Genomic DNA, 15132 nt, shown 5'->3' on the forward strand with positions numbered 1-15132 from the left:
GTACGGCACCCGCCCGTGCGGGCGGGAGGGCCGCGCCCTCGCGGGCGTGCCCGCGGTGACGGGACGGGTCGGGCGTGTGCGGGGCCCGAAGGGGGGACGGGAGGGAACCCGTCCACGGGATGATCCCCACCCGTCCGCGCCGCGACGGTCACGGACGTGGACGGGGGTGCTCCTTCGGCTGGGACGTGGCTCACGGCCCCAGAGCGCGGAACACCTCCGGCCGGGTCAGCGCGTCGGTGTTGTCCGCGAACTGGTCGACCGCGCCCACCGGCGGCCGCGCGGCCAGTCCGGGGTCGGTGATCCCCGCCAGCAGGGCACGGGCGAACCTGGCCGCGTCCAGCACCGGCCAGGGGCGCTCGTGGAACGGCCGGGGCCGGGTGTCCTGGGCGGCGGCGAGACCGGTCCGGTTCTGCCGGTCGGCCACCAGGGAGGACGCCTCGGCCAGAGCCGCGGCGTCCGCGTCCAGCGCCCGCTCCAGGAGCGGGGTCAGCTCCGCAGCCCCGGGCAGGTGGGCGAAGGCGCTTCCCAGCCACTTGGAGTAGGGCGGGTAGCGGCGCTCCAGCAGCAGCGCCAGGCGCATGAGGTCGCGGACCACCCGGGCCGCGACCACCCGCGCGCCCAGGCGGTCGCCCACCTCCGCGCAGCGGCCGACGAACGCCTCCTCCTGGGACACGCGCTGCCACTGGCAGGCCAGCACGTACCGCCACACGTCGTCCGGGTACCAGGCCAGGCGCTCCCTGGCCCGTGTGAGCGCGCCGACGCCGTCGTGGAAGACGGCTCCGCCCACTACCTCGGCCAGCCGCTGGGTGGGTGTGGCGAGCCAGTCGGCGGTTCCCGTCCCCTCCCCCGGGTCGAAGCCGAGTCGGCCCCGCAGCCATTCGCCGGATCCGCTGACCTCCACCCGGTGGCGGCCGTCGGGCGCGTCGGCGTCGGGCCGCCAGGTCTGGGGAGGGCCGTCGTTCGGGCCGAACCGGACCGGCCAGCCGCGCATCCGCTCGGGCAGGCCCTCGGCGAGCAGCGCCAGCGCGCGGTCGCGCTCATCGGGTTCGTCCACGAAGACCTGGAGCCGGGGGCCCCAGCCGTGGTCGGTGGAGCGCTCGGTGTCCAGCCCGAGGACCTCGGACCCGGCGCCGAGCAGCGCGGCGGCGTGCGCGACCGGCCTGGGCCCGCGGGCGAGCAGGGGCGCGACCGCGTCCGTGTACAGGGCCCGGGACAGTTCCAGGCCGGGGAGGAAGACCGGGGTCACGCCCGAGAGCCTAGGGTCCGACCTCCGCACGCGGCCACGCGTTTTCCGGCGCGGGGACCCGCCGCCGCTGGGCCGCGTCGGAGCGGGGGTAAGGAAAATCTATCCATCTGGTTAGAACCGCTCCAGGGGCGGGTCGAAGGGCCGATGGTCCACAACGTTTTACGACAGACCAGGGATCGCTACTGTAAGGTGTCTTTCCAGTTCGCGGCGCAAATGACGGAGGAAGTGCCGTCAGTACCAGTGCCGGAATACGTTCGTCCGGTCGAGCCTTCGGCGCGGTGGTACGCCGTCCCCCCGTGCAGCAGGGGTATTGACGTGTAGTGACAGGGTCTTTACGGTCTACCGACAACAGGTGGAAGGAAATTCCGGGGACGCCCGGAATGGCCGGGACAACGACGTCCGGTGTCCGCGGGGGAAATATCCGAGCCCCCACGGACGCACTCCACTTCCTGGGCCGGAAACGGTCCGGGTCACCCCGCTACGAATCCCCCGCACCGCGCCGCGAGGCCGGACGGGATCGTGACCCGAAGAGAAGGGCCCCGTTCAATGAAGACCCGCAGAAGGATCCGCTCCGCCTCAGCCGTCGCCGCGGCCACCGCTCTGATCTTCACCCTCATGCCCGCCAGCGCGGCCAGCGCGCACGGCTACGTCTCGGCGCCCATGAGCCGCCAGGCGCAGTGCGCCGCGGGCATGGTCGAGTGCGGCGGCATCCAGTGGGAGCCGCAGAGCGTGGAGGGCCCCAAGGGCCTGATGAGCTGTTCCGGCGGCAACTCCCGGTTCTCCGAGCTCGACGACGACAACCACGGCTGGCACGTCACCCAGGTCGGCACCTCGGTGAACTTCACCTGGACCCTGACCGTCACGCACGCCACCGCCAACTGGGAGTACTTCATCGGCGGACACCGCGTCGCCAACTTCGACGACGGCGGGGCGCGGCCGGACTCGACCGTCCAGCACAACGTGGACCTGTCCGGCTACAACGGCCGCCACACGATCCTGGCCCGCTGGAACGTCGCCGACACCGGCAACGCCTTCTACGCCTGCGTGGACGTGAACATCCGCTAGGCAGCCCGACGCCTCCCCCGGCCCGGTCCCCCGCACCCGGGCCGGGGTCGCGGCGTTCCCGGCCCGCAAGGCCCCTGTCCGCCCCCGGACACGACGAAGGCCGGTCCCGTGGGACCGGCCTTCGTGCTGGTCGGGGTGGGCCCCGCCCCACCTCCGGAACGGGGCCCACCCGTAGTGCTCCGCCGTGGTCCGCGGCCGTAGGTTCGGGCGAGCCCGGATCACCGACGACCCGGCCGGAGACGAGGAGACCCGAGTGACTGCGTCCGACCCCTCTGCCCGACACCGTCCGCGCGGACCGTGGCGGTGGGCGATCACGGCACTGACCGCCGTCCTCGTCACCGTCGGCGCGGCCGCCGTCGCTCCGCGCCCCTACGAGCTCGGCGCGGAGTCCGACGGGGACACGGAGCTGGTCGAGCGCGTGCGCGGGGGGATCACCGACACCACGGGGTACCACGGCCTGTCGGTCGCGCTCGTGGAGACGGACGGAGACGGGGGACTCCGCGTGCGCACGGCGGGGCTGGGCAGCACCGGGGCCGACCGGGAACCGGTGGGGGAACACACTCGGTTCGGCTCCGCGTCGGTCGCCAAGGTGCTGCCCGGCATGCTGCTCGCCGACATGGTGGACCGCGGTGAACTCGCTCCGCACGCCCGGGTCGGCGATCTCCTGGAAGGCGTCGACTTCGCCGATCCCGTACTCGCCGACGTCACGGTGGAGGAGCTGGCGACGCACACCGCGGGCCTCTCCAGGGAGGAGACCAGCCTGCTCCAGACGTTGTGGCAGTTCGCGGCCAAACGCCACCCGGACCCGCCCGGCTCGGTCGAGGAGTTCCTGCGGACCGTGGCGGAGGACGTGCGGGTCGATCCCGCGCTGCGAGGCGGCAACCACTACTCCAACACCGGGATCGACCTGCTCGGGCACGCCCTGGCGGCGCACGCCGGGACCAGTTACGCCCAGCTCGTCCGGGAACGGATCCTCGACCCGTTGGGGATGGAGGACAGCGCGATCCGGACCACCGGTGACGGCGCCCCCTTCGAGGTGCACAACGCCGATCTCGGGCGTCCCCTCGTCCCGGAGGGCTCGGAGGCCTCCGGTCCGTCGGGAGGGCTGGTCACGACCGCGGGCGACCTCGGCCTGCTCCTGGCGTCGGTGATGGAGGGCACCGCCCCGGGGGCCGCGGCCGTTCGTCCCGTGGCGCCGGGGGACGTCGAGCGCCGCGAACAGGGCCTCGGCTGGTACGTGGAGACGCTGGGAGGGGTGCCGATCACCGGCCACGGCGGCAACGCCACGACCAACGGCCACACGGCGTGGATCGGCTACACCGGTGACCGGGGAGCCGTGGTCCTGTCCAACACGCACCGGTTCAGCGAGGACATCGGCATCCGCCTGCTCGGCGTCGACGAACCGAGCCCCGACAACGCGGCGGGCGAGAGGATCTACGCGACCGCGACGGTCCTGCTCGCTCTCACCCCCGGTCTCCTCGCCCTGGGGTTCGCCTCACGGCGGCGCCCCGGCCGCTGGTGGCGCCGTCCCACCGACCGCCTGGGACTGGTGTCCCACTGGGTCGGCGGCGCCGCGGCGCTCACGTACGCGTTCCTCGCCGGATTCTGGCATCTGGTGACCCCGTGGGCGTGGGTCGCGGGTGTGCTCCTCCTGACCGCCGCCGTCCTGGTGGGGGCGTACCGGTGGCCACTACTCCCGACCGCGAGAGGCGCACGGCCGTGGGTCCGGTGGTCGCTGGCGGCTCCCGTCGCCGCGGGGAGCGCGGTCCTCCTGGTCCTGCTGGCCTCGGTCTAGCGGAGGCCGGGGCGGCGGTCGGCCCGGCCGGGTCGTGGGGACCGGAGGGCCGAAGGCGCTCGCCGCGCGAACCGGGCGGATAGCTTCCGACGCACCGGTGACGCACGGAAGCCGACAAGCCGACGGTTCCGGCCGTGCGCTCCGAGGGTGCGGAGCGGCAGGGGGAAGCCCCGGACCCGCGAAAACGAAGAACGGGTGCCCACCTGCGTGGACACCCGTTCCTTTGTCGGGGTGGCGGGATTTGAACCCACGACCTCTTCGTCCCGAACGAAGCGCGCTGCCAAGCTGCGCTACACCCCGAAGCAACGTCCACAAGTCTAGCGGACGCCCGGGAGTGCTCGTGCACGATTTCCGATCGGAGCGCCGAGGGGGGTCAGGAGGAGGCCACGAGGTCCAGCAGGGAGGCCTCCGGGCGGCAGCAGAACCGCACCGGGGCGTACGGGGAGGTGCCCAGGCCGCCGGACACGTGCAGCCACGCGTCCCCGTACTCGTGCAGCCCCCAGGCCCGCCTGCGGTCGATCCCGCAGTTGGTGACCAGGGTCCCGTAGAACGGCAGGCACAGCTGGCCGCCGTGCGTGTGCCCGGCCAGGAGCAGCTGGTAGCCGTCGGCCGCGAACCGGTCCAGGTTGGACGGCTCCGGCGAGTGCAGCACGCCCAGACGCAGGTCCGCCGACGGGTCGGCCGGTCCGGCGACCTCCTCGTACCTGTCCAGCTTGATGTGCGAGTCGTGCACCCCGGCCAGGGCGACGTCGAGTCCGCCCGCCTTCAGCCCGCCCCTGCGGTTGTTCAGGTCCAGCCACCCGGACGCGGACATGGCCTCGCCCAGCTCGCGCCAGGGCAGGTCCGGGGTCCGGCGCTTGTTGTAGTCGTTCTTGCTGGTCCGCCACAGGTAGCGGGCCGGGTTCTTCGGCTGCGGCGAGAACAGGTCGTTGGACCCGTACACGAACGCGCCCGGCCGGTCCAGCAGGGGCCCCAGGGCCTTCGTGAACGGCCCCACCGCGTCCGGGTGCGCCAGCGAGTCGCCCGTGTTGACCACGAGGTCCGGCTCGTGGGCCTCCAGCCCCCGGATCCACTCGATGAGCATCTTCCGGTCGGGTGTCAGGTGCGCGTCGGACAGGTGCAGGATCCGCAGCCGCGGGCTGCCCGGGGGCAGCAGGGGCAGCTCGTAGCGGCGCAGCCGGAACCAGTTGCGCTCGATGACCGAGGCGTAGACCAGTCCCGCCGCTCCGACGGCGCCCGTGATCGCGGCCGCGCGCCCCACCCGGCGCAGGATTCGTCTGTTGTCGGCGCCCATCGCCCTCCTTCGTCGTCACAGAGATCGTCGCAGATCCACGGAGCACGCGTGCGCGAATCCCCCGTCGCGGGCCGCCGGGCCGGTGTGAGCCGCGTCCGCGCGGCGTCCGCGCGCGCAAACCGTTGGTGACCCCGTGGCGGCCCGCCGTAGGATCGGCTCATGTCCGAACTCAAAGCCCGCCTCAAGAACGACCTGACCACCGCCATCAAGGCGCGCGACAAGGTGCGTACCGGCACCCTGCGCATGGTCCTGGCCGCCATCTCCACCGAGGAGGCCGCCGGCAGCACCTCGCGTTCCCTCGGAGACGACGAGATCACCCGTCTGCTCACCCGGGAGGCCAAGAAGCGCCGCGAGGCCGCCGAGGCGTTCGACAAGGGTGACCGGCCCGAGCAGGCCGCGGCCGAGCGGGCCGAGAGCGAGGTCATCTCCGACTACCTGCCCAAGCAGCTCACCGACGAGGAGCTGTCGTCGCTGGTGGCCGAGGCCGTCACCGAGACCGGAGCCGAGGGCCCCCGCGCCATGGGCCAGGTCATGAAGGTCGTCAACCCCAAGATCGCCGGCCGGGCCGAGGGCGCCCGCGTGGCCGCCGAGGTCAAGCGCCAGCTCGCCGGATGACCTGACCCGGTCAGACCGGGCCCGGCCCGACTGCGCGCCACCCGGAAACGGCGGGGAACGCGAAGGGGCGGCGGTGTACGCACCGCCGCCCCTCTCACGTGTCGGGCCTCAGTCGTCCTCCCGGCCGGGGGAGTTCGACGCGGGCGCGACCGGGAACCAGTCCTCGTCGTCCTCCGGCCCGCTGGCGGTCCCGCCGCCGCTGCTGAGGAACACGTTGACCGTGGCCCCCTCCGGCAGCCGCGTCCCCGGGTCCGGGTTGACCGCGGCCACAGTGCCCTCGGGCTCGGGGGAGCGGACCCGGGTCGCGGACACGTTCACCGTGTAGCCCGCGGCCTCCAGGACGCTCACCGCCTCCTGCTCGGACTGGCCGATCACGTCCGGCACGCCGCCGTCGTCGCTGGCCGGGCTGGCCTCCTCCTCCGTGCGCGGAGCCGACGTGGAGCCGAACTGCGACGGCGGCGACGGCAGCTGCTCGACGTCCAGGCCCTCGTGGGCGCCGCGCATGGTCTCCTGCCAGATCGGGCCCGGGATCGTCGCCCCGTACACCACCCCGTAGTACCGGTCGCCAATGGTGACGTTGCGCAGCGGGTACTGCTGCGGGCCGCGCGGGTCGCCGACGAAGACCGCACCGGCCATCTGCGGGGTGAACCCGGCGAACCAGGCCGCGGCCGAGCCGTCGGTGGTACCGGTCTTGCCCGCCGCCGGACGGCCGATGCCCAGGGAGGCCGCGGTGCCGCCGTTGAAGGGCTGCTCCAGCAGGTAGCTGACCCCGTCGGCCACCTCCTCGTCGATCACCCGCTCGCACTCGGGCTCGATCTCGATCGTCTCGTGCGCGTGCTGGTCGATGATCTTGGTGATGGCCTGCGGCTCGCACAGGATCCCGCCCGAGGCGAAGACCGAGTAGGCGTTGGCCACGCGCAGCGGGGAGACCTCCTCGCTGCCCAGCGTGAAGCTGCTGTTGGCCAGCGAGCGCTCGTTCTCGGTGAACAGCGTGCCGTCCGCGCGCCGCAGCCCCAGGTCCTCGGCCATCTCCATCACGTCGCAGAAGCCCACCCGCGCCTGGAGCTGGGCGAAGTAGGTGTTGGACGAGGCCCTCGTCCCGGTCATCATGTTGTGCGTGGTGTTGGAGTTGGTGTCGCCGGAGTTGCTGGGGGACCAGGGACTCAGGGTGCCGCCGTTACAGCTGCGCTGCCCGGAGACGGTCACGCTGGCCGGTGAGTTGAACGAGGTGCCGAACGGCATCCCCTCGGCCAGCGCCGCCGCCAGGGTGAACGCCTTGAACGTGGAACCCGCCTGGAAGCCGCTGCTGCCGCCCCGGTCCGCGTCGGTGGCGAAGTTGATGGAGGTCTCGCCGAGCTTGCTCTCGTCGGGTCCGTAGTTGCGGCTCTGCACCATGCCCAGGATGTGGCCGGTGCCCGGCTGGATGACCACCTCGGCGGCCACCTTGCGGGACTCGTTCTCGCGCGGGACCCACTCGTCCACGGCCTCCTGCGCCGACACCTGGGTCTGCGGGTCGAGCGTGGTGTGGATCTGGAGTCCGGCGGTGCGCAGCCAGCGCGCCCGCTCGGTCTCGTTCTGGCCGAAGCGCTCGTCCTTCTCGATCTCCTGGACCACGTAGTCGCAGAAGAACGGCTGGTCGCTGGGCACGCAGCCGTTGGGCGGGGTGGAGATCTCCACCTCCATCGGGACCTGCTTGGCCTCCTCGGCCTCCGCCTCGGTGATCGCGCCGGTGGCCACCATGCGGTCGAGCACGACGTTGCGGCGGTCGGTGGTCTGCTCGGGGAAGAAGCGGGGATTGTAGAGGTAGGGGTAGCGCACCAGGCCCGCGATGGTGGCGGCCTGGTGCAGCTCCAGGTCGCTGGCGGGCACCTGGAAGAAGTGCTGCGCGGCGGACTCGACCCCGTAGGCGCCGTCGCTGAAGTAGGCGATGTTGAGGTAGCCCTCGAGGATCTCGTCCTTGGTCATCCGCTGTTCCAGGGCGACGGCGTAGCGCAGCTCCCGGATCTTGCGGGCGATCGTCGTCTCGGAGGCCTCCTCCAGCTCCTCCTGGGTGGTGGCCGCCTCGATCTGGACGTTCTTGACGTACTGCTGGGTGATGGAGGACGCGCCCTGGGTGTCGCCGCTGAGTGTGCGGAGCGCGGCGCGCAGCGTGCCCGACACGTCCATGCCGCCGTGCTCGTAGAAGTGGGCGTCCTCGATGGCGAGGATCGCGTCGATCATGACCGGCGAGACGTCCTCGATCTCGACGAGTTCGCGGTTCTGGTCGAAGATCTCCGCGATGACGCCGCCCTCGCTGTCATAGATCGTCGATCTCTGAGGAGGCGGCGGAGTCTCCAGATTGCTGGGCATCTCCAGGAAGCCGCTGGCCACGTTGCGCGCCGTGATGCCCAGTCCCCCGACGGCGGGGAGCGCGAGAGCGGCGACGAGGAGTCCAGCGACGACGCCGACGCCGACCAGTTGGCTGATTCTTTGAAGCAATGTCCCCTGACCCACCCCATCAGACTAGGTGACCACGTACGTGCGAAGTGGTCCGATGTGGAACGGATAGTGCGCGAACGCGCGGAAATGACCCGCGTACCGCGGGCTGTGCCCCCATGCCATCTTTTCATGCCTATCGCCGGCCGGGCACTGACCGGTTCGGCGGCGCGGCACGCCCACCCCGTCCGATGCGGAGAGCCACCAGACCCCCACGCAATGGCCCGAGCGGGCCATATTGGTGAGACGTGAGGGGGGTCCATCAGGTTCTGTTGGCGCGGCGAACGAATCCGTAACTTCTAGGCAACAGGGGTGGGCGTCGACCACCGCACCCCACGCGGCAGCGGGAGCCCACGGTGTTCCCCTCCGGCCGGGGCACGCGCGTGCCCCGGACACCGGATCCGCTGGCGCGGGGACCGGGTGCGCACAGGGGAGTAGAGGCATGTGGACCGACCAGTGGACGACCAGGGCGCTGTGCCGGCGGGTGGACCCCGACGCGCTGTTCGTCCAGGGCGCGGCGCAGCACCGCGCCAAACTCATCTGCCAGGAGTGCCCGGTACGCACCGACTGCCTGACCGACGCCCTCGACAACCGGGTCGAGTTCGGCGTCTGGGGCGGCATGACCGAACGCGAGCGCCGCGCCCTGCTGCGCAAGCACCCCGGCGTCACCAGCTGGGGTCCGCTCCTGGAGGAGGCCCGCAGGGAGGGTGACGTCGACCTCGCCAGCTACGCGGCCGAGCACGCCGAGCGCACCTCTGCGGCCTGAGCGCTGACAGCGCCCTACCGGCCCCGGCCCGCCAGCTCCTCGCCGACGTCGCGCAGCCCCGCCAGGTCGTGCACGTCCTCCGGCAGGGCGGCCACCTCGGCCACGCGCACGCCGCCGTGCTCCGCCAGCAGGGCGTCCCGCAGCCGGACCTCGCGCCCGCGCGTGCGGACCCTCTCCGCGTGCAGCCGCAGGGCCGCCGAGGCCGGCGTCCGCGTGCCCGAGCGCTCCAGCGCCTCCGCGGCGGCGACCGCCTCGCGCACGTCCAGGGACCCGCCCGCCCCCTCGGGCAGCGGATGCGTCCGGTTGACCACCAGCCCGGCCAGCGGCATGGCGTCGGTGGCCAGCCGCTCCACGAAGTAGGCCGCCTCGCGCATCGCGTCCGTGTCCGGCACGGCCACCACCACGAAGGCCGTCCCCGGAGCCTGGAGCAACCGGTAGGTGCGCTCCGCGCGCTTCTGGAAACCGCCGAACACCGTGTCGAACGCGGCGACGAAGGACCGCAGGTCGTCGAGGAGCTGGGCTCCCACGACCTTGCTGATCGCCGAGGTCACCAGGTTGAATCCGGCGCCGAGCAGCCGGAAGGCCCCCGTGCTGGCCGGGGCGCTCAGGAAGCGGATCAGCCGCCCGTCCAGGAAGCGGCCGAGCCGCTTGGGCGCGTCCAGGAAGTCCAGCGCGGACCGGCTGGGCGGGGTGTCCACCACGATCAGGTCCCAGTCCCCCGACTGGCGCAGCTGGCCCAGCTTCTCCATGGCCATGTACTCCTGCGTGCCCGAGAAGCTCGTGGAGAGGGTCTGGTAGAAGGGGTTGGCCAGGATCTGCCGGGCCCGCTCGGGGTCCGCGTGCTCCCTGACGACCTCGTCGAAGGTCCGCTTCATGTCGAGCATCATCGCGTGCAGGCTGCCGCCCGACCCCTCCGGCAGCGGGACCGGCCGCGGTGTGTCGTCCAACGACTCCAGCCCGAGGGACTGGGCCAGCCGCCGCGCCGGGTCCACGGTGATCACCACGGCCCGCCGCCCGCGTTCGGCGGCGCGCAGCCCCAGCGCCGCGGCCGTCGTGGTCTTGCCGACCCCGCCCGCGCCGCAGCACACGATGATCCGCGTACCGGGGTCGTCCACGAGGGCGTCCACGTCCAGGCGTCCGGCCCCCACCGCCGCGCTCACAACCGCACCCCCTGCCCGACCAGCCGCCGCGCCAGGGAGTCCAGCGCGGCGCGGTCCACACCGCCCTCCAGCAGCGGCAGCTCCAGCAGCGGGCGGCCCAGCCCCTCCAGGTCCGAACGCATCCGGCGCTCCAGCCGCACCCGCAGGGCGTGGGCGCGCAGTTCTCCGGCCAGTGCCGCCGCGAGTTCCCGCGCGTCCTCCAGACGCGCCTCCTTCAGCCCGGCGGCCAGCGCTTCCAGGTCCGTCTCCCCCTCCGCCGCGGCGGCCAGGTCGGCCTCGTCCAGCAGCGGTCGCCGCACCATGTTCACCAGCACCGCGCCCACGTTGAGCCCCAGCCCCCCGACCTCGGCGATCCCGTCCCGGGTCTCCTGGACGGGCATCTCCTCCAGCAGAGACACGAAGTGCACCCGGGTCTGCCCCGAGCGGATGACCTCCATGACCCGGTCGGCGTGGTTGCGGATCGGCCCCACGCGGGCCAGCCCGGCCACTTCGGAGTTCACGTTGAGGAACTGGGCGATCCGGCCGGTGGGCGGCGCGTCCATCACCACCGCGTCGTAGTGGAAGGGGGCCGTCGGCGCGCTCTCGGCGGACCTGCGGCGGCCGCCCCGGCGGCGCCGCACCGCCTCGGTGGCCTTGCCGGTGAGCAGGACGTCGCGCAGCCCGGGGGCGATGGTGGTGGCGAAGTCCACGGCGCCCAGCCGGTTCAGCGCCTGGCCCGCCCGGCGCATCCCGTAGAACATCTCCAGGTACTCCAGCAGTGCCGCCTCGGCGTCGGCCGCCAGCACGCTCACGCTGCCGCCGCCGGGCGCGGCCATCATCTCCCGCTCCTCGTAGGGCAGCGGCGGGCTGCCGAGGAGGGTGGCGACGCCCTGGCGGCCCTCCACCTCGACCAGGAGCACTCTCGCGCCGCCGGAGGCCAGCGCCAGCGCCAGCGCGGCGGCGGCCGTGGTCTTGCCGGTCCCGCCCTTGCCGGTGACGATGTGCAGTCGTGCTCCCGCGCAGGCCTCCCCCGGAGGCTTCGGTCCGTGCTCGCTCTCGCTCACTCCAGGCAGTCTATGCGGGCGTTCCAAGCGGGGTCGGGAGCGGTGCCGCGGTGGGCGCGGGAGGGCACGCGGATGAGTAAGGTGGCGGCGTTGACGTGCGGCGCCCCGCCGTGGGGCGGTCCGCCGGTGAGCGAGCAAGGGTGAGGGACGCATGAGCAAGTGGGAGTACCAGACGGTGGCGCTGCTGTCGCACGCCACCAAGCAGATCCTGGACAACTGGGGCGCCGACGGCTGGGAGCTCGTCTCCGTCGTGCCCGCTCCGCTGCCGGAGGGCACCGACCCCCGCAACCAGCAGTACGTCGCGTACATGAAGCGGGAGCTGTGATGGCCACCCCCGAGGAGCGGATCGCCGAGCTGGGTCTGACCCTGCCCGAGGTGGCCGCGCCGGTCGCGTCGTACACGCCCGCGGTGCGCAGCGGCGACCACGTCTACGTGTCCGGCCAGCTGCCGTTCGTGGACGGGAAGCTCCCCACCACGGGCAAGGTCGGCGCCGAGGTCACCCCGGAGACGGCCAAGGAGCTGGCCGCGCGGTGCGCGCTGAACGCGGTGGCCGCGGTGCGCGCCGAGATCGGCGAGCTGTCCGGCGTGGTCCGCGTGGTCAAGGTGGGCGGCTTCGTGGCCAGCACCCCCGACTTCACGGGACAGCCCGGCGTGGTGAACGGGGCCAGCGACCTGCTGGCCGAGATCTTCGGCGACGCCGGTGTGCACGCGCGTGCCGCCGTGGGCGTGGCCGCCCTGCCGTTGGACGCGCCGGTCGAGGTTGAGATGATCGTCGAGGTCCGCTGAGCGGGTCGCCCTCTTCCGGTGCGGTGACCCCCGTTTCGCGGCGCTCTGTCCCCGAGGAGGAGGGTACGCCGATGCGCGACGTCCCGGCAGGCGAAGGCACCGGGAACGGGGGCGCGGCGCCGGGCGGCTCCGCGCCGGGCGGCGCCGTCGAGCCCCGCCCGGCCGCCACGGTCATGCTCCTGCGTCCCCGCGGCGGTGTCCGGGACGGGGGCGCGGACGGCCCCATGGAGGTCCTGCTCATGCGCAGGGTCCGCTCCATGGGGTTCGCCCCGGGCGCCTACGTCTTCCCCGGCGGCGGGGTGGACGCGCGCGACGCCGACGGCGACCTGCCCTGGACCGGCCCCGGCCCCGAGGAGTGGGCGCGCACGCTGGGCACCGACGTGCGCATGGCCCGGGCGCTGGTGTGCGCCGCGGTCCGCGAGACCTTCGAGGAGACCGGCGTCCTGCTGGCCGGCGAACCCGGGCGTGCGGGTGGGGAGGCCATCACCCTCGACACCTCCTCCGAGGAGTGGGAGCGGGACCGGCTGGGACTGATCGACCGCTCCCACTCCTTCACCGGGGTCCTGGCCCGGCGCGGCCTCGTGCTCCGCTCGGAGTGGCTGCGCGCGTGGTCGCGCTGGATCACCCCGAGGGCCGAGCCGCGCCGCTACGACACCTGGTTCTTCGCGGCCGAGTTGCCTCCGGGGCAGGCCTCGCGCGACGTGGGCGGCGAGGCCGACCTCACCCGGTGGACCGACCCCGCCGCCGTCCACGGCGAGTGGGAGGCGGGCCGGATGCCGATGCTGCCGCCCACGGTCGTGAACTGCGCCGAACTCGCGGACTGCCGGACCCTCCGGGGAGTACGGGAGGCCCGACGGGATATCGTCCCCATTGAGCCGGTTGTCCGGGAGGTCGGCGGCCAGTTGCGCGTCGTCGCGCCGAACGGGGTGGACTACCCCCTCCCGAAACCCGACGCGACTCCCTGAGGGGCCGCCGGGCAGCGGGGCCGCGCGTGCCGGAGGCCCCGGCCGCTCCCCGGTCCGGTTCGGCGAGCGAAGCGAGGTGCGATGAGGATCGACGGTTCCGGGACACTGCGCGCCAGCTGCGTGCTGTGCCCCAATCCCGGCCCGATGACGCTGGAGGGCACCAACACCTGGATCCTGCGGGAGCCGGGCGCGCGCGGGGTCGTGGTCGTCGACCCCGGCCCCCACGACGAGCGCCACCTGGAGCGCGTGGCGCGGACCGTGCAGGAGCAGGGCGCCCAGGTGCTGATGGCCGTGGTGACCCACCGCCACCCCGACCACGGGGAGGGCGCCCGGTACTTCTCGGAGCTGACCGGCGCCCCCGTGCACGCGGTCGATCCGGGGACCAGGGTCGGCGGACGCGGCCTGTCCGACGGAGAGGTCCTGGAGGCCGACGGCCTTCGGGTACGGGTGATCGCCACCCCCGGCCACACCGAGGACTCCGTCTGCCTGATGGTGGAGGCGGACAACACCATCCTGACCGGCGACACCGTCCTGGGCCACGGCACCACGGTGATCGACGGCGACGACGGGCTGGGCCCCTACATGGAGTCGCTGTACCGGCTGCGCTCCCTCGTGCGCGAGCACGACGTGCGCACCCTGCTGCCCGGCCACGGCCCGATCATCACGGCCCCGGCGACGGTGCTGGACTCCTACGTCGACCACCGCGAGTCGCGCCTGGGGCAGGTCCTGGACGCGGTGCGCGCGGGGGCGACGGGGGTCGAGCAGATCGTCGACCGCGTCTACCCCGACGTCACCGAGCAGATCCGGTTCGCGGCCGCCTCGTCGGTGCGCGCCCAGCTGCGCTACCTCTCGGCGCGCGGCGAACTCCCCGAGGGTGTCGAGACCTAGTCGGCGAGCGCTCCCCCGACCCGGGTCCGGGGCGCGGCGGCCCCCCGGACCCAGGGGCACCGGGAATCGGGCGCGGACGGCTCCGGACACGGCTGTGGCCGCCCACCCCGCAGGGGGGAGCGGCCACACAGCGTTCAGGCCCGGGGAGCCCCGGCGCGGGGCGCGAACGTCAGCGCCCCCGGGAGTCCCCGCCCGAGGGGCACGGTCTAGCGGGCGCGACGGCGCATCCGCTCGACGTCGAGCAGGACGACGGCCTTGGCCTCGATCCGCAGCCAGCCGCGCAGGGCGAACTCGGCGAGGGCCTTGTTGACCGTCTCACGGGAGGCGCCGACCAGCTGGGCGAGCTCCTCCTGGGTGAGGTCGTGGTGGACGTGCAGTCCGTCCTCGCCCTCCTTGCCGAACTTGTCGGCCAGCTCCAGCAGAGCCTTGGCGACGCGGCCGGGCACGTCGGTGAAGACGAGGTCGGCCATCACGTCGTTGGTCCGGCGCAGGCGGGCGGCCAGCGCCTTGAGCAGCTGGAGCGACACCTGCGGGCGGCTGGACAGGAACGGGCGCAGGTCGTCGTGGCCCAGTCCCGCGAGCACCGAGTCGGTGACCGCGACGGCGCTCGCGGTGCGCGGGCGCGGGTCGAACAGCGACAGCTCGCCGAACATCTCGCTGGGGCCGAGCACCCCGAGCAGGTTCTCGCGGCCGTCCACGGCCGTGCGGGTCAGCTTCACCTTCCCGCTGAGGATGACGTACAGGCGGTCGCCCTCGTCGCCCTCGCTGAACAGGGTCTGGCCGCGGCCGAGACGCACCTCGTTCACCGAGGAGCGGAGTGCGGCCGTGTCCTCCTCGTCCAGCGCCTCGAACAGAGGGGCCTTCCGCAGCACCTCGTTGATCTCGTCCACCACACGTCCTCCTAAAACCTGACCGCCAACAGTGTGACGTATATCGCACCCGGGTGTGAAACCAGGTCGTGATCCCGGCTTGTCCGCCGAGAGACAACTGCCCACAACAGCCGACGTCAGCCCCTGCGATCCTAGCCGTCATCA

General features: G+C 73.1%; 14 protein-coding genes and 1 tRNA gene. 8 read left to right on the forward strand and 7 right to left on the reverse strand.

Translation table 11 applies throughout. The features are described from left to right. Positions 1-190: 190 nt before the first annotated feature. Complete coding sequence (locus G011_RS0123585; RefSeq protein ID WP_019610622.1) at positions 191-1246, reverse strand: DUF4037 domain-containing protein; 1056 nt, start codon at positions 1244-1246, stop codon at positions 191-193. Positions 1247-1792: 546 nt separating this feature from the next. Between G011_RS0123585 and G011_RS0123590 the strand changes: the two genes are divergently transcribed. Together G011_RS0123590 and G011_RS0123595 are read left to right on the forward strand one after the other, a co-directional pair. Continuing rightward, the gene (locus G011_RS0123590; RefSeq protein ID WP_019610623.1) at positions 1793-2311 is read left to right on the forward strand and encodes a lytic polysaccharide monooxygenase auxiliary activity family 9 protein; all 519 of its coding nucleotides are present in this window, start codon (positions 1793-1795) and stop codon (positions 2309-2311) included. Between the two features lie 253 nt (positions 2312-2564). Beyond that, positions 2565-4106, forward strand: a complete 1542-nt coding sequence (locus G011_RS0123595; RefSeq protein ID WP_019610624.1) for a serine hydrolase — start codon at positions 2565-2567, stop codon at positions 4104-4106. Between the two features lie 226 nt (positions 4107-4332). On the opposite strand, the gene G011_RS0123600 is transcribed toward G011_RS0123595, so the two are convergent. Together G011_RS0123600 and G011_RS0123605 are read right to left on the reverse strand one after the other, a co-directional pair. Then, a tRNA-Pro gene (locus G011_RS0123600) sits at positions 4333-4406 on the reverse strand. Between the two features lie 73 nt (positions 4407-4479). Continuing rightward, complete coding sequence (locus G011_RS0123605; RefSeq protein ID WP_013156292.1) at positions 4480-5400, reverse strand: metallophosphoesterase; 921 nt, start codon at positions 5398-5400, stop codon at positions 4480-4482. A 159-nt stretch (positions 5401-5559) separates the two neighbouring features. On the opposite strand from G011_RS0123605, the gene G011_RS0123610 reads away from it, so the two are divergent. Continuing rightward, positions 5560-6015 (forward strand): GatB/YqeY domain-containing protein, encoded by a 456-nt coding sequence (locus G011_RS0123610; RefSeq protein WP_013156293.1) that lies wholly within the window; start codon positions 5560-5562, stop codon positions 6013-6015. 108 nt (positions 6016-6123) lie between these two features. Here the strand turns inward: G011_RS0123610 and G011_RS0123615 are convergent, their stop codons facing one another. Further along, positions 6124-8493 carry a penicillin-binding protein gene (locus tag G011_RS0123615; protein ID WP_026338587.1) on the reverse strand — a complete coding sequence of 790 codons (2370 nt, stop codon included), beginning with the start codon at positions 8491-8493 and terminating at the stop codon, positions 6124-6126. A gap of 439 nt (positions 8494-8932) precedes the next feature. Here G011_RS0123615 and G011_RS0123620 point away from each other — a divergent pair, with 439 nt between their 5' ends. Then, positions 8933-9256, forward strand: coding sequence for a WhiB family transcriptional regulator (locus tag G011_RS0123620; protein WP_019610625.1), 324 nt, complete (start codon positions 8933-8935; stop codon positions 9254-9256). Positions 9257-9270: 14 nt separating this feature from the next. On the opposite strand, the gene G011_RS0123625 is transcribed toward G011_RS0123620, so the two are convergent. Beyond that, complete coding sequence (locus tag G011_RS0123625; RefSeq protein WP_013156296.1) at positions 9271-10416, reverse strand: ArsA family ATPase; 1146 nt, start codon at positions 10414-10416, stop codon at positions 9271-9273. Then, on the reverse strand, positions 10413-11459 hold the full coding sequence (locus G011_RS0123630; protein ID WP_019610626.1) for an ArsA-related P-loop ATPase: 1047 nt from the start codon (positions 11457-11459) through the stop codon (positions 10413-10415). Before G011_RS0123630 ends, G011_RS0123625 begins: the two co-directional genes overlap by 4 nt. Before the next feature lie 151 nt (positions 11460-11610). Between G011_RS0123630 and G011_RS31355 the strand changes: the two genes are divergently transcribed. From G011_RS31355 to G011_RS0123650, 4 genes are all read left to right on the forward strand, one after another. Beyond that, complete coding sequence (locus tag G011_RS31355; protein ID WP_013156298.1) at positions 11611-11784, forward strand: DUF4177 domain-containing protein; 174 nt, start codon at positions 11611-11613, stop codon at positions 11782-11784. Then, positions 11784-12245 (forward strand): RidA family protein, encoded by a 462-nt coding sequence (locus G011_RS0123640; protein WP_019610627.1) that lies wholly within the window; start codon positions 11784-11786, stop codon positions 12243-12245. Before G011_RS31355 ends, G011_RS0123640 begins: the two co-directional genes overlap by 1 nt. A 71-nt stretch (positions 12246-12316) precedes the next feature. After that, on the forward strand, positions 12317-13210 hold the full coding sequence (locus G011_RS0123645; protein WP_019610628.1) for an NUDIX hydrolase: 894 nt from the start codon (positions 12317-12319) through the stop codon (positions 13208-13210). Positions 13211-13291: 81 nt separating this feature from the next. After that, the gene (locus tag G011_RS0123650) at positions 13292-14098 is read left to right on the forward strand and encodes an MBL fold metallo-hydrolase (protein WP_019610629.1); all 807 of its coding nucleotides are present in this window, start codon (positions 13292-13294) and stop codon (positions 14096-14098) included. A gap of 206 nt (positions 14099-14304) precedes the next feature. Here the strand turns inward: G011_RS0123650 and G011_RS0123655 are convergent, their stop codons facing one another. Beyond that, on the reverse strand, positions 14305-14979 hold the full coding sequence (locus tag G011_RS0123655; RefSeq protein WP_174545788.1) for a Crp/Fnr family transcriptional regulator: 675 nt from the start codon (positions 14977-14979) through the stop codon (positions 14305-14307). Positions 14980-15132: the final 153 nt, after the last annotated feature.

The sequence above is a fragment of the Nocardiopsis sp. CNS-639 genome, assembly GCF_000381685.1.
Taxonomy (GTDB): Bacteria; Actinomycetota; Actinomycetes; order Streptosporangiales; family Streptosporangiaceae; genus Nocardiopsis; species Nocardiopsis dassonvillei.

Coding starts and splice junctions, on each gene's coding strand:
- G011_RS0123590 (WP_019610623.1), top strand. CDS start 1,793: ATGAAGACCCGCAGAAGGATCCGCTCCGCCTCAGCCGTCGCCGCGGCC.
- G011_RS0123605 (WP_013156292.1), bottom strand. CDS start 5,400: ATGGGCGCCGACAACAGACGAATCCTGCGCCGGGTGGGGCGCGCGGCC.
- G011_RS0123610 (WP_013156293.1), top strand. CDS start 5,560: ATGTCCGAACTCAAAGCCCGCCTCAAGAACGACCTGACCACCGCCATC.
- G011_RS0123620 (WP_019610625.1), top strand. CDS start 8,933: ATGTGGACCGACCAGTGGACGACCAGGGCGCTGTGCCGGCGGGTGGAC.
- G011_RS31355 (WP_013156298.1), top strand. CDS start 11,611: ATGAGCAAGTGGGAGTACCAGACGGTGGCGCTGCTGTCGCACGCCACC.
- G011_RS0123640 (WP_019610627.1), top strand. CDS start 11,784: ATGGCCACCCCCGAGGAGCGGATCGCCGAGCTGGGTCTGACCCTGCCC.
- G011_RS0123645 (WP_019610628.1), top strand. CDS start 12,317: ATGCGCGACGTCCCGGCAGGCGAAGGCACCGGGAACGGGGGCGCGGCG.
- G011_RS0123650 (WP_019610629.1), top strand. CDS start 13,292: ATGAGGATCGACGGTTCCGGGACACTGCGCGCCAGCTGCGTGCTGTGC.